Genomic DNA, 13,713 nt, shown 5'->3' with positions numbered 1-13,713 from the left:
GCAGCAGATGCACCAAAAGTTACAGCAAAAGTAGGCTATATATTCAAAGGATGGGATCCAGAATTAACATCAGCTACAGCTATAGATAAAACATAGATGTAAATGCAAAATTCGAAACAGATCCAAATCCAATAGTAGGACCAGTAGATCCAGGTGTAACACCAAATCCAAATCCTTCAGGAAATTGGGTAGTAACATTTAAAGCAGATGCAACAAAAGGAACAGTAGCAAAAGAAAACACATTCTATGTTCCAAAAGCAGCTAACAAAACATTAGCAGACTTAGCAGCAGATGCACCAAAAGTTACAGCAAAAGTAGGCTATATATTCAAAGGATGGGATCCAGAATTAACATCAGCTACAGCTATAGATAAAAACATAGATGTAAATGCAAAATTCGAAACAGATCCAAATCCAATAGTAGGACCAGTAGATCAGGTGTAACACCAAATCCAAATCCTTCAGGAAATTGGGTAGTAACATTTAAAGCAGATGCAACAAAAGGAACAGTAGCAAAAGAAAACACATTCTATGTTCCAAAAGCAGCTAACAAAACATTAGCAGACTTAGCAGCAGATGCACCAAAAGTTACAGCAAAAGTAGGCTATATTCAAAGGATGGGATCCAGAATTAACATCAGCTACAGCTATAGATAAAAACATAGATGTAAATGCAAAATTCGAAACAGATCCAAATCCAATAGTAGGACCAGTAGATCCAGTGTAACACCAAATCCAAATCCTTCAGGAAATTGGGTAGTAACATTTAAAGCAGATGCAACAAAAGGAACAGTAGCAAAAGAAAACACATTCTATGTTCCAAAAGCAGCTAACAAAACATTAGCAGACTTAGCAGCAGATGCACCAAAAGTTACAGCAAAAGTAGGCTATATATTCAAAGGATGGGATCCAGAATTAACATCAGCTACAGCTATAGATAAAACATAGATGTAAATGCAAAATTCGAAACAGATCCAAATCCAATAGTAGGACCAGTAGATCCAGGTGTAACACCAAATCCAAATCCTTCAGGAAATTGGGTAGTAACATTTAAAGCAGATGCAACAAAAGGAACAGTAGCAAAAGAAAACACATTCTATGTTCCAAAAGCAGCTAACAAAACATTAGCAGACTTAGCAGCAGATGCACCAAAAGTTACAGCAAAAGTAGGCTATATATTCAAAGGATGGGATCCAGAATTAACATCAGCTACAGCTATAGATAAAAACATAGATGTAAATGCAAAATTCGAAACAGATCCAAATCCAATAGTAGGACCAGTAGATCCAGGTGTAACACCAAATCCAAATCCTTCAGGAAATTGGGTAGTAACATTTAAAGCAGATGCAACAAAAGGAACAGTAGCAAAAGAAAACACATTCTATGTTCCAAAAGCAGCTAACAAAACATTAGCAGACTTAGCAGCAGATGCACCAAAAGTTACAGCAAAAGTAGGCTATATTCAAAGGATGGGATCCAGAATTAACATCAGCTACAGCTATAGATAAAACATAGATGTAAATGCAAAATTCGAAACAGATCCAAATCCAATAGTAGGACCAGTAGATCCAGGTGTAACACCAAATCCAAATCCTTCAGGAAATTGGGTAGTAACATTTAAAGCAGATGCAACAAAAGGAACAGTAGCAAAAGAAAACACATTCTATGTTCCAAAAGCAGCTAACAAAACATTAGCAGACTTAGCAGCAGATGCACCAAAAGTTACAGCAAAAGTAGGCTATATATTCAAAGGATGGGATCCAGAATTAACATCAGCTACAGCTATAGATAAAAACATAGATGTAAATGCAAAATTCGAAACAGATCCAAATCCAATAGTAGGACCAGTAGATCAGGTGTAACACCAAATCCAAATCCTTCAGGAAATTGGGTAGTAACATTTAAAGCAGATGCAACAAAGGAACAGTAGCAAAAGAAAACACATTCTATGTTCCAAAAGCAGCTAACAAAACATTAGCAGACTTAGCAGCAGATGCACCAAAAGTTACAGCAAAAGTAGGCTATATATTCAAAGGATGGGATCCAGAATTAACATCAGCTACAGCTATAGATAAAAACATAGATGTAAATGCAAAATTCGAAACAGATCCAAATCCAATAGTAGGACCAGTAGATCCAGGTGTAACACCAAATCCAAATCCTTCAGGAAATTGGGTAGTAACATTTAAAGCAGATGCAACAAAAGGAACAGTAGCAAAAGAAAACACATTCTATGTTCCAAAAGCAGCTAACAAAACATTAGCAGACTTAGCAGCAGATGCACCAAAAGTTACAGCAAAAGTAGGCTATATATTCAAAGGATGGGATCCAGAATTAACATCAGCTACAGCTATAGATAAAAACATAGATGTAAATGCAAAATTCGAAACAGATCCAAATCCAAGTACAAAAACTTATGTTACAGGAACACCAAATGTAGTTGAGCCAACAAATGATATGCAATACAGTGGTATCAACATTGTCAATAAGGATAGTGGTACTACTGTTACAGCTAGAGATGAAGATGGCGTATCTATACCTGTATTTGTAGCTGCAGATGGAAAGGTATATGTAACTCCAGGTTATGATGTTGACGGTCCAATAAGTCTAATTATTAGTGATAATGATTTGACTTACGGCTTTGTTCAATACTCTATACCTGTTAGAGGACATAGTGTAGGTAGAGATGATAATGGATATGATCCATACTATCCAGGATATAGACCAGGATATAGACCAGGCGGTCACGATAGAGACGGAAGACGTGGTAGAGATGATGATCGTAGAACAGGACATGAAGATGAAAAAGTGGTAGATACTAGAGAGGTTCATGAACACACTGCTTATATGAAGGGTTATCCTGACGGAACTGTAAGACCTAACGGTTATATCAAGAGAGCTGAAGCTGCTGCATTAGTAACAAGACTTCTTGGTCTAGATACTTTCGCATCGGCTATGAAACCAGTATTCTCTGACACTCCAAGTGCGTGGTACAACAAAGCCATCAACGCGGCTGTTGAAAGAGGTATCATGAAGGGTTACCCTGACGGATCATTTAGACCAAACGCACCTATCACTAGAGCAGAATTTACTCAAATGATATCAACTATTGACAACAAGCCTTATGGTGTTGCACCATTCGCAGATGTTAAGGGTCACTGGGCTGAAAGAGCTATAGGCAGCGAATATCAAGCTGGCAGAATCATGGGTTATCCTGATGGAACTTTCAGACCAAACGCATTTATCACTAGATGTGAAGCGGTTGTAATTCTTAACAAGATTTTCGAAAGAAGCTACGACGCTATGTCGGCGATGAACTGTCCTACTAAGGGCAATATCAAGTTCTTCATCGACTTGGATGGAAGCTTCTGGGGATATTATGACATGGTTGAAGCTACTAACACTCACTCATTTAAGAGAAGAGTGAAGGGTAATGTTCAAGAGGACTGGGTAGAAGTTAAGTAAAAAATTTCACAGCAAATTTGAACAAATATAAGAGAAACAATTATAATTAAATAATTGCAAAAATGACAAGGCATGCGGGAGATATCTCACATGCCTTTGTTATTAGGTAAAGGAGGAGTGAAACATGTGTTTTGCAAAAAACAAAAGCGTCAAAAATCTTCCAACTGATGAAGAAGATGAAAAGAGCAGAAAAAAGGAAAAATTTTTAAGTTATATAAAATTAATTGAAGATGAAAAAATAAAAAATGTAATTAACATAAATGAAGTAATAGTAGCAAATTATTTAACTTTTCTTATTGTCAATTATTTGAATTTCTCAGAGGCACTTCAAGCAGTAGAGAGTATAGAAAAACTTGAGTATAATTCAAATATAGAAAATATTTACAAAGAAATAGAAGACGCTGTTTTTCAAAATCATAAAGTATTTGTAACTGATTATATAAATGAAGATGACAAAAAATATTATCATACGGATGAAATTGAGTTAGTAGAAGAATATCCAATAAAAATAAAACTAAGTGAATTACCAATTTTATTAAATTTATGGAAGAAGCGTTCTTTGATAATAAATTTAGATAACATAAACGAAAAAAATAAATTTGATTGTATCAATTATAGTAGAAATATTAATAATCATTATTTGTATCCTATGAATATTTTAGTTTGTAATGGAGCTAATCACACGCAATTTTTAGCTATAATTAAAAATCATGATCACACAATAATTAAAGAGTGGCATAATTATTCAAAACTTTATGATTTAGTAGAATTTGATGGTGAAAACTACATAAAAAAAATAGACAAAAAAATTATTGATTTAAGCAAATTAAAATTTAGTGATGATTTAATGTTTTATTCAGGTGTAATTTTTGAAATGGGTAGATATGTACTTAATAATAAATACCATAGTTTAAGTAAGGCAAAAGAAATATTTAGTAATTCAATTTAAAGCCATTCCCACTTTCAAAACTTGAAAATTTTTGCTTTCTTGAAAGTGCTAACTAAGAATTTTTATTGGGACTGCTTATGCGGTCCTTTTTTATTGCATATATATGATCAAAACTATACCATAAACTCAAACATAAATTATTTCACGCTTTCTCTTAATAAATTTATAAAGCTGTTTTATTTTTCTTCTATCTCGGGTATATATATATTAGAAAATCTATTAAGGAGGTAAGCTTATGAGAATCGAATTTGTAGGAAAGAACATTGAACTAACTCAAAGTCTAAAGGACGTTGCTGAAAAGAAGTTCCAAAAGCTTGACAAGTTTATTGGCAAGGATGTGGACGCGAAGGTTGTTTTCTCGGCTCTTAGAAATTCTAAGGCTGTTGAGGTAACTATATTCTTAGACAGAACTATCCTTAGGGCGGAGGAAGAGACTGACGATATGTACACATCTATCGACAAGGCGGTTGATGTTTTGGAAAGACAGGTTAGAAAGTACAAAACTAAGCTTCAAAACAGATACCAAAAGAACGACTCGATAAGGTTTGAAAATATTAAACCTATGGAAGAAGTGGATGAGGCTAAGCTTGTTAAGAACAAGAGGTTCAAGGTTGTGCCAATGTCTTCTGATGAGGCTATCCTTCAAATGGAACTACTAAGACACAATTTCTTCGTGTTCCAAAATGCTAAGGATGAATCGATTAATGTAGTATACAAGAGAAAGGATGGCAACTACGGCCTAATTGAAGTGGAATAAAATGAATATTAAGATAGATGATTTTAAATTAAACAAACCTGTATCTGCGCTTAAGATTTCGCCTGACGGACGCAGCAAGGTCTTCACTGTAACTGACGTGGATATGGCTTCGAACGGGTACAAAAACTCGTTCTACATGCTTGATGAGAATGATTCTTTGAAGAGACTGTCTACTAATGACGTCTCTTCTACTTATGCTATTGACAATAGTGGAATCATTTTTGCAAAGTCAGATGAGAAAAGAAAGTATGCGTCTATTGTTTACCGCTTAAGCTTTACGGGTGGGGAGAGACAGGAGCTGTTTAGGCTTATGTACCCTATAAACAGTGTGCGCGTTTTGGATGAGGACAATCTTGTGCTTATGATCTCAAACTCTGAGAAGATTAGGCACTTTAAGGACATGGATCAGGAGACTTACGAGAAGAAGTCGGCTGAAATTAAACAAGAGGACGACTACACTATATATGACGAGATTCCTTTCTACTTAAATGGCGCTGGCTACATCAACAAGATCCGTACTTCGCTTGCCATCTACAATATAAAGAGTGGCGCTCTTAAGATTCTTACTGATGACTTTACTAATGTATCGAGCTACGACATAGCTCCTAACAAGTCGGAGATTATCTACACTTCGGAGTCATACACTGACAAGGCGCCTTTAAAGAGTCAGCTTTATGTATATAGCTTTGAGAGCGATAAATCTGTGAAGCTTGAGTACGATGAGGACTTAACTTACTACGGACCAAGTTACGCAGGGGAGGATGTCTTTATATTTGCGACTGACCAAGAGGCACACGGCATAAACCAAAATATGAAGGTCTACCTAATCGACAAGTCTAAGGAAGGCATGAGGTGCATTAACGAGGACTTTGATATGTCCATTGGCTCATCTGTTGGAAGCGACCTTCGTTATGGCGGCGGCTACTCGTTTAGGGCAGTGAAGGACAAGCTTTACTTTATAGCTACACTTGCGAATAGTGCAGATCTATTCGCTATTGACAAGGCTGGTAAAGTGGAAAGGCTTTCTAAGGTAGTAGGCTCTGTTGACGAGTTTGACGCCTGTGAGAGTGGCATCTACGCCATCGGCATGCTTGACTACAACTTGCAAGAGGTCTACAAGTTTGAAGAGGGCAAGTTTAAGAAAGTGACAGCCATAAACGAGGCTTTGGTGAAGGCTTGGAAGGCTAAGCCATATGAGAAGATTACTTTTAAGAATGACGATATTGATTTTGAGGGCTTTGTGATTAAGCCTGATGGATACAAGAAGGGCAAGAAGTACCCTGCGATACTTGAGGTGCACGGAGGACCTAAGACTGTTACTGGGGAGCTTTTATATCACGAGTACCTATACTTTGCAAAGCAAGGCTACTTTGTTTTATTCACTAACCCGAGAGGTGCTGATGGTAGAGGCAACGACTTTATGAATATCAGAGGCAAGTACGGCACTATCGACTTCGACGATTTGATGAAGTTCACGGATGCGGCTTTGGAAAGGTATGAGGACATAGATAGGGACAACCTTCACGTCACTGGTGGCAGCTACGGCGGCTTCATGACTAACTGGATCATCGGTCATACTAACAGGTTCAAGTCGGCTGCGTCGCAACGCTCTATATCGAACTGGCTAAGCTTCTTCGGTGTATCGGACATCGGCTACTACTTTGCGACTGATCAAAACCTTGCAGATCCGTTCCTATCGCCTGAAGCTTTATGGGAGCGCTCTCCATTAAAATATGCGAGCGAGGTCAAGACTCCAACGCTTTTCATACACTCGGACGAGGACTACAGATGCCCACTTGAACAAGGCGTGCAAATGTTTACAGCGCTTAAGTACTTCGGAGTCGACTCGAAGATAGTTATCTTCCACGGCGAGAACCACGAGCTAAGCCGTTCGGGTAAGCCAAAGCATAGACAAAGAAGACTTGACGAGATCATAACATGGATTAAGAAGAGATCGTAATATATAATAGTATAGAAGGTGCATATCGATTGATGTGCACTTTTTTTTGTGTGCGTCCAAATATTATCACAGAAAAATCAATTTTGTGGTATAATTATCCCAGAGAGGAGATACTATGGATTACGAGAAATTTTACTATATAGCAGAAATAGTCGGCACAGTTGCCTTCGCATCGTCGGGAACCCTTGTTGCGATTAGAAAGGGCATGGACATCTTCGGCATAGTGGTCCTAGCCATAATCACAGCGGTGGGAGGCGGCATCATAAGAGATATCACACTAGGCATCACTCCGCCCATGGCATTTAGAGACACTACATACACAAGCGTTTCGATAGTGACAGCCTTGATCCTTATCATATTCTTATCGAAGAAGATAAAGATCCTAAGCCTAAAAGGTGTTAACAGAGACTTTATGATTAAATACACTCAAATAGCCTCAGTGCTTGACGCCATAGGCCTTGGTATATTCACAGCCAGTGCCGTAACAGTCGGCATAGCGCGCGGCTATATGAACAACCCCTTCCTACTAATCTTCGTCGGCGTGATTACAGGTTGCGGTGGAGGAGTTATGAGAGACCTTTTGTCAGACACCATACCGATTATATTCACAAAAAACACCATATACGCAGTTGCCTCATTACTTGGAGCTGTAGCCTTCATCATTCTAAGGCCATATGGAGCAAACTTTGCCTTCTTTATGGGAGTTGTGACTACAGTAGTCTTAAGGCTTTTGTCAATGAAGTACAGGTGGAGCCTTCCAGACGTTTCATCAGACCTAGTTGATGGTGACGATTAATAATATGAGTTTAAGCTTTGTTCGTTTACGAGCAGAGCTTTTTTATTGCTGGGGACAATATTATAGGGCACGCCTGTGGATAAGTCTGTGGATAAATTAAAAATCACAAGAAAATAGCTTTGTCAAGCACTATTTTTATGAAAATGACCTGTGGATAAAGTGGATAAGTATGTTTATAATTGTGAAATAGCGATCTCTGATGTGGATAAGCTTGTGTGTAAAGTAATTATTAAATATTTTTAATAAATAGAGAGAAAGTATAGAGGATAATTATATAAAGTGGATTGCTTTTTTATCTCTTTAGTAGTATAATGAAGTTAATAAATTCATTTAAGGAGGATTTTTTATGAAGAAAAAACTTTCACTGTTACTTGCAATAGTAATGCTAGTAACACTACTACCAACAGCATTTGCTGAAAGCAAAACAGTAGAGGCTAGAAAGACTAGTCAAAAATTAACTCTTGATGGCAAAGAAGTTAAGGTTGGCTTCTACAACATCAATAACTCCAACTACATCAAGCTACGTGACCTTGCTGCTATGTTCAATGGCACAGAAATGAAGTTCGACGTTGCTTATGACAAGGAAAATAATTCTTTTATCATTCTAAAGGGCAGAGATTACAAGAAGATTAAAGGCGACCTTGAAGAGCTAAAGGATGAAAAGGCAAAGGCTAAGATGTCAGTTAAAAATGTTTTGATAAACCACAACCCAGAAGGTTCTGAAATTTATCAAGAAAAGAGTGCTCAAACTGCTTTTATCAATGGCAACAACTACTTAAAACTTAGAGACTTAGCTAAGCTTGTAGGCTTTAGCATTAACTATGACAAGAAGACTAGCACTATAGAACTAGAGTCTAAGTATGGAGACGATCCAAGCTATGATGGCTTTATAACAAATGAATTCACTGAAGATGATGAGAAAATTTTTAATAACATTGAAGGCTTATACAATGCTATGGCAGATGATAACACAGAAGATCAATACAAGTATACAAGAGCACTAACTTTTAATAACTTATCTGATGAAGAATGCAATGGCTATGTTTCACAAATGAAAAACTTAGTTAAACTTGTAAATATTACAAAGTACAATAAGGACTATAAGGCGGAAAAGAGAATTGAAAATTATGCTGACGGTAAGGGTTATATGGTATTTTTCAACAGCCCTGAGTCTACAATAACTTTAGACTTTTTTAAACCAGACAGTGGAGTCAACTACCTGATGGGCATAAATAATTACGAAGGGGATCATTATAAAGAAGGATATGCTGATGATCACTATAAGTATAAGGATTTGAACTTTAGCCTAAACACTGCACCAGTTTGGACTCTTCATTATAATTATGCTAAAAAGGATTATGATGCTGCCTACGAAAACTTCAAGAGCCTAGGACTAGATGGCGACAAGGACAAGATGATGAAGTACATTGAAGAAAAGACAAAGGGCTTTGATGTATTGAAGGATAAGTACACTTATACAAGCAGAACAATTAGATTCTTTGCAAATACAATTTTATTATATACATTTGACTATGGAACTAAAGATCAACTTGAAATGCAATACAATTACTCACCTACTTATGTAAGTTTAGATATTCAATGTAGAACAAAAGAAGAAAAGAAGGAAGAAGTGAAAGAAGATAAGAAGGAAGAAGTAAAAGAAGATAAGAAGGAAGAAGTGAAAGAGGAAAAGAAGGAAGAAGTGAAAGAAGATAAGAAAGAAGATAAGAAAGAAGACACAAAAGAAGTAAAAGAAGAAAAAGATACTAAGGTAGAAAAAGAAAATAAATAGTTTATACAGATAAAGAAGGGAGCTTTTGCTCCCTTCTTTTGGCTTGATTTTATATTTCTTAAGTAGTATAATAAAGTTAACAAATCTATTTAAGGAGGAATATTATGAAGAAGAAAATTTCACTGTTACTTGCAATATTAATGCTAGTAACACTACTGCCAACAGCGTTTGCTGAAAGCAAGACAGCCAATGCTAGAAAGACTAGCCAAAAAATTACGCTTGACGGACAAGCTGTTGACATTGGCGCTTACAACATTGAAGGGCATAACTATGTAAAACTTCGTGACGTTGCAGCCATCATGACAGCTAAAAAGTCACAATTCAACGTTGGATATGATGCTGAAAAGAATTTAGTCATAGTTGAAACAGATAAGCCTTATACTAAAGAAGCTGGTGACCTTGCAGCTATCAAAGATGCTAAAGCAAAAGCTATGTTAGAAGTTAAGAAAATTATGGTTAACGGCGAAGCAAAAGACATAAAGACAGCTCTTATAAAAGGCAATAATTATATGCAACTAAGAGATCTTGGTGCGCTTGTAGGCTTTGATGTAGGCTATGATGAGAAGACTAAAACAGTTTTATTATCTAGCGAAGTAAAAGCAGCTAAGGCTCCTCGCTATGTTATGATTAAGTCTAAGCTTTATAAGGACACAGAAGAAATTAATAAGAACATGAAATGTGGAACTATGGATGGCAAGATATTAACAAGCGTTGATGCAAAAGAAATGCCTAAGAAGGACAATGAATCAAACTTTGGAACTGGATATGAGTACCAAATTGGAACTGATGGAAGCATAACTGTTGAGATTGATGATAAGTGCTATATCTTTAAAGAAGTAAAAGAAGATAAGAAAGAAGAAAAAACTGAAGAAAAATTCTCTAAAGAAGATAATGCTATTTTTGACCGTATGATAGCTCAAAACAACACTGTTGTTAATAAGTATAAATATTATGATCAAGTACCACTAACTGATGACAATCCGATGGCAACTATTGTAAACATGTCTACACTATATGGCGCTAGAATATATACTGAAGGTGCAAAGATTGAAAAAAGCATTGAAGATGTCGATGGATTTAGAACTCATGTAATTAAATTTACTTACCCAGGTGGTGGAGTTAGTATAATGAAAACTGTTCCCGCTGAAAAAGAAGGAAAGTTTCAATTCTCGAGTAGTGCACAAGTTGGACCAGTTATTCGCTTTATAGATGATGAAAAAGATATTAGAAAAATGTCTAAAGAAGAACTACAAGAAAAATTTACTATGGTTCATGATGCTCTTGCAGACAAAGATTATAAGAAGGCTAGTGAAATCTTAAGAGAATTGAATTATGATGCTAGCGAAGAAATGGTAAAAGAAATAGCAGAAAGAAAAATCGCTGATGCTAAAAGATTTGGCGGAGAAATCTTCTCTAGGGACTACGAAGTAAATTATGTTGCTACAGAATTTGACAGTGGAAAATATATTATGTTTATATTTATATACAAAAATGGTACGGTATTTAGATTTGATGTATATCCACCTATAATGAAAGGATTTGCAAGTATAGTACTAGTACCACATAATTAAATCAAAAAATTGGGAGCGAAAGCTCCCTTTTTTAATGCTTATTACTTAACCCACGTCTCCTCCATATCACTCACTATTTCAAAGAAGTCATCTCCTGGATAAACTATATGCTTAACCCAATCCTTCTTTATTTGCCAAAGGTTTGCCTGCACGACAAACTCGCTTCTGTCTGTGATATCGAATATCCTCTCCCAGCTAGATACGATTTCTTCTCTTATGTCGTCAAATATCCCGTTGTATTTACGCTCGAAGATGTTGTATACCTTGTCTGCACCACACTTTTTAAGCACGTCCTCGAAGCGCTTTGCATCTTCTTTGTCAAGTGGCACGTACTGATTGTTAAGCACAAGGTCCCACTTAGCGCCGTCAAAGTAGATGACTTCGTCTTTTGGTACTGTGATTGCATACACGACTTCCTTATCTATAGGCTTTAGGCAGTTAGCCTTTGAGACGCTGCACCATATAGGGTAGGCTACATCATCATTCTTAGCTACTCTCTTTGCTGCCATCTTCACAAAGTGGTCGTACTTTTCTAAGAAGTAGTCTGAGATGTCTCTCATATGTAGGCTTACATAGAGTCTTTTGTTCTGTATGACGCCTTTGTTTTTAAGCTCGTACAAGCTGTTCTCGTGCTGCCTTGTATATAGATTTACGTATTCCATGTATATCACCTCTTTTATATATACCCATGCCTTATCGATATATTTTGTCCTTGACTATAAATTTTATCTATGGTATAATACTTATTGATGAGGTGAGAGGTATGACTTACATACACAATTATTTATTTGCTCACAATTTTAATATTTATAGATAGAAGGAACGCTGTGTGCGTTCCTTTTTACTTTATCAGAGTACTAACATAATAAAAGGAGGATATTATGGGAAAGATCGTTATTAATGGAAAAGATCTTACAATCGAAGACGTTGTCAAGGTTGCAAGATGTCATGCTGAGGTTGAAATCTCAAAGGACGCAAAGGAGAGAATCATTGCGTCAAGAAAGCTTGTTGACAAGTTTGTTGAAGAAGAAAGAGTTATCTACGGAATCACAACTGGCTTTGGAAAGTTCTCTGAAGTACATATCTCTAAGGATATGACTAAGAATCTACAAAAGAATTTAATCATGTCACACTCTTGTGGTGTTGGCGATTTATTTGACGAAGACATCGTTAGAGCCATCATCCTACTAAGAGCTAACTCTTTATCTAAGGGCTACTCTGGAGCAAGACTTGAAACTATCGAAACTCTTGTAGCTATGCTTAATAAGGGTGTTACTCCATGTATACCTGAGAAGGGCTCACTTGGTGCATCAGGTGACTTAGCTCCACTTGCTCACATGGTTCTACCTATGCTTGGTCTAGGTGAAGCTTTCTATGAAGGCAAGAAGATGACTGGTAAGGAAGCTATGGACAAGGCTGGCATCGAAACTATTGAATTAACTAGTAAGGAAGGTCTAGCACTTATCAATGGTACTCAAGTATTAACTGCTGTTGGTACACTTACTCTATACGATGCTATGAAGCTTTCTAAGCTTGCTGACGTTGCTACATCGCTTACAATGGAAGCTATGGGTGGTATCATTGATGCATTCGATGAAAGAATCGCTGACGTTAGACGTCATCAAGGTATGTATGACACTGCATACAACGTAAGAGCAATTCTTGATGGATCAAAGAACATCACTCGCCAAGGCGAAAAGAGGGTTCAAGATGCTTACTCACTAAGATGCGTTCCACAAATTCACTGCGCACCAAAGGATACATTTAACTATGTAAAGAACAAAGTTGACATCGAAATCAATTCTGTTACTGACAATCCAATCATCTTCCCAGATGACGAAGCAGTTATCAGTGCTGGTAACTTCCACGGCGAACCTATGGCTCTACCATTCGACTTTTTAGGTATAGGCATATCTGAGCTTGCTAACGTATCTGAAAGAAGACTTGAAAGACTTGTTAACCCTGCTTTATCAGAAGGACTACCTGCTTTCTTAGTTAAGGAAGGCGGAGTAAACTCTGGCTACATGATAGTTCAATACGCAGCAGCAGCTCTTGTAAGCGAGAACAAAGTACTTGCTCATCCAGCAAGTGTTGACTCAATACCATCTTCAGCTAACCAAGAGGACTTAGTATCTATGGGTACTATAGCTGCAAGAAAGGCTAAGGAAATCTACCTTAACGCAAGAAAGGTTATAGCTATGGAAATGTTTGCTGCATGCCAAGCTATTGACATAAGAGGAGACAAGGGTCTTGGCAGAGGAACTAAGGCTGCTTATGACGAAGTAAGAAAAGTAATTGACTACATCGACAAAGACAAGGTTATGTACTTTGAAATCAACAAAGCTGAAGAATTATTAGCTGATGACAAGGTTCTTAACGCTGTTGAAAAGGCTGTAGGAGAACTTAGATAGATATTAAGTAAGGA

Annotated in this window: 14 protein-coding genes; 8 read left to right on the top strand and 6 right to left on the bottom strand. The window is 36.9% G+C overall.

Features of this window, described 5'->3' with window-relative positions:
• Positions 1 to 79: 79 nt before the first annotated feature.
• The 5 genes from KO172_RS01515 to KO172_RS01495 form a co-directional block, all read right to left on the bottom strand.
• Entirely contained in the window at positions 80 to 241 is a 162-nt protein-coding gene (locus tag KO172_RS01515; RefSeq protein ID WP_215491824.1) for a hypothetical protein, read from the bottom strand.
• 688 nt (positions 242 to 929) lie between these two features.
• A complete protein-coding gene (locus KO172_RS01510) occupies positions 930 to 1,091 on the bottom strand; it encodes a hypothetical protein (protein WP_215491824.1) in 162 nt (53 codons plus the stop codon).
• A gap of 78 nt (positions 1,092 to 1,169) precedes the next feature.
• On the bottom strand, positions 1,170 to 1,376 hold the full coding sequence (locus KO172_RS01505; protein ID WP_215491823.1) for a hypothetical protein: 207 nt from the start codon (positions 1,374 to 1,376) through the stop codon (positions 1,170 to 1,172).
• A gap of 120 nt (positions 1,377 to 1,496) precedes the next feature.
• Positions 1,497 to 1,658: a hypothetical protein gene (locus KO172_RS01500; RefSeq protein ID WP_215491824.1), complete on the bottom strand. Its 162-nt coding sequence runs from the start codon at positions 1,656 to 1,658 to the stop codon at positions 1,497 to 1,499.
• Positions 1,659 to 2,019: 361 nt separating this feature from the next.
• Complete coding sequence (locus tag KO172_RS01495) at positions 2,020 to 2,226, bottom strand: hypothetical protein (protein ID WP_215491823.1); 207 nt, start codon at positions 2,224 to 2,226, stop codon at positions 2,020 to 2,022.
• 229 nt (positions 2,227 to 2,455) lie between these two features.
• Between KO172_RS01495 and KO172_RS01490 the strand changes: the two genes are divergently transcribed.
• The 7 genes from KO172_RS01490 to KO172_RS01460 all read left to right on the top strand — a co-directional run bounded on the left by KO172_RS01490 (position 2,456) and on the right by KO172_RS01460 (position 11,288).
• Positions 2,456 to 3,463, top strand: a complete 1,008-nt coding sequence (locus KO172_RS01490) for an S-layer homology domain-containing protein (RefSeq protein WP_215491822.1) — start codon at positions 2,456 to 2,458, stop codon at positions 3,461 to 3,463.
• 124 nt (positions 3,464 to 3,587) lie between these two features.
• Positions 3,588 to 4,412: a DUF6710 family protein gene (locus tag KO172_RS01485; protein ID WP_215491821.1), complete on the top strand. Its 825-nt coding sequence runs from the start codon at positions 3,588 to 3,590 to the stop codon at positions 4,410 to 4,412.
• Between the two features lie 235 nt (positions 4,413 to 4,647).
• Entirely contained in the window at positions 4,648 to 5,169 is a 522-nt protein-coding gene (hpf, locus tag KO172_RS01480; RefSeq protein ID WP_215491820.1) for a ribosome hibernation-promoting factor, HPF/YfiA family, read from the top strand.
• Position 5,170: 1 nt separating this feature from the next.
• Positions 5,171 to 7,129, top strand: coding sequence for an alpha/beta hydrolase family protein (locus KO172_RS01475; RefSeq protein WP_251320104.1), 1,959 nt, complete (start codon positions 5,171 to 5,173; stop codon positions 7,127 to 7,129).
• 115 nt (positions 7,130 to 7,244) lie between these two features.
• Positions 7,245 to 7,925, top strand: a complete 681-nt coding sequence (locus KO172_RS01470) for a trimeric intracellular cation channel family protein (RefSeq protein ID WP_215491819.1) — start codon at positions 7,245 to 7,247, stop codon at positions 7,923 to 7,925.
• A gap of 346 nt (positions 7,926 to 8,271) precedes the next feature.
• Positions 8,272 to 9,717 (top strand): hypothetical protein, encoded by a 1,446-nt coding sequence (locus tag KO172_RS01465; protein WP_215491818.1) that lies wholly within the window; start codon positions 8,272 to 8,274, stop codon positions 9,715 to 9,717.
• Between the two features lie 104 nt (positions 9,718 to 9,821).
• Positions 9,822 to 11,288, top strand: a complete 1,467-nt coding sequence (locus KO172_RS01460) for a stalk domain-containing protein (RefSeq protein WP_215491817.1) — start codon at positions 9,822 to 9,824, stop codon at positions 11,286 to 11,288.
• A gap of 41 nt (positions 11,289 to 11,329) precedes the next feature.
• On the opposite strand, the gene KO172_RS01455 is transcribed toward KO172_RS01460, so the two are convergent.
• Positions 11,330 to 11,950, bottom strand: a complete 621-nt coding sequence (locus KO172_RS01455) for a DUF3841 domain-containing protein (protein WP_215491816.1) — start codon at positions 11,948 to 11,950, stop codon at positions 11,330 to 11,332.
• A 219-nt stretch (positions 11,951 to 12,169) separates the two neighbouring features.
• Between KO172_RS01455 and hutH the strand changes: the two genes are divergently transcribed.
• The gene (gene hutH / locus KO172_RS01450) at positions 12,170 to 13,699 is read left to right on the top strand and encodes a histidine ammonia-lyase (protein ID WP_215491815.1); all 1,530 of its coding nucleotides are present in this window, start codon (positions 12,170 to 12,172) and stop codon (positions 13,697 to 13,699) included.
• Positions 13,700 to 13,713 lie beyond the last annotated feature (14 nt).

This window comes from Fenollaria sporofastidiosus, from assembly GCF_943169635.2.
Classification (GTDB): domain Bacteria; phylum Bacillota; class Clostridia; order Tissierellales; family Peptoniphilaceae; genus Fenollaria; species Fenollaria sporofastidiosus.
Note: the sequence above shows the minus strand (reverse complement) of the source record. Positions and strands in the feature narration are given on the sequence as shown.

What these genes read in the sequence shown, in the direction of transcription:
- KO172_RS01490 (WP_215491822.1), top strand. Translation starts at nt 2,456, where the DNA reads ATGCAATACAGTGGTATCAACATTGTCAATAAGGATAGTGGTACTACT.
- KO172_RS01485 (WP_215491821.1), top strand. Translation starts at nt 3,588, where the DNA reads ATGTGTTTTGCAAAAAACAAAAGCGTCAAAAATCTTCCAACTGATGAA.
- hpf (WP_215491820.1), top strand. Translation starts at nt 4,648, where the DNA reads ATGAGAATCGAATTTGTAGGAAAGAACATTGAACTAACTCAAAGTCTA.
- KO172_RS01475 (WP_251320104.1), top strand. Translation starts at nt 5,171, where the DNA reads ATGAATATTAAGATAGATGATTTTAAATTAAACAAACCTGTATCTGCG.
- KO172_RS01470 (WP_215491819.1), top strand. Translation starts at nt 7,245, where the DNA reads ATGGATTACGAGAAATTTTACTATATAGCAGAAATAGTCGGCACAGTT.
- KO172_RS01465 (WP_215491818.1), top strand. Translation starts at nt 8,272, where the DNA reads ATGAAGAAAAAACTTTCACTGTTACTTGCAATAGTAATGCTAGTAACA.
- KO172_RS01460 (WP_215491817.1), top strand. Translation starts at nt 9,822, where the DNA reads ATGAAGAAGAAAATTTCACTGTTACTTGCAATATTAATGCTAGTAACA.
- KO172_RS01455 (WP_215491816.1), bottom strand. Translation starts at nt 11,950, where the DNA reads ATGGAATACGTAAATCTATATACAAGGCAGCACGAGAACAGCTTGTAC.
- hutH (WP_215491815.1), top strand. Translation starts at nt 12,170, where the DNA reads ATGGGAAAGATCGTTATTAATGGAAAAGATCTTACAATCGAAGACGTT.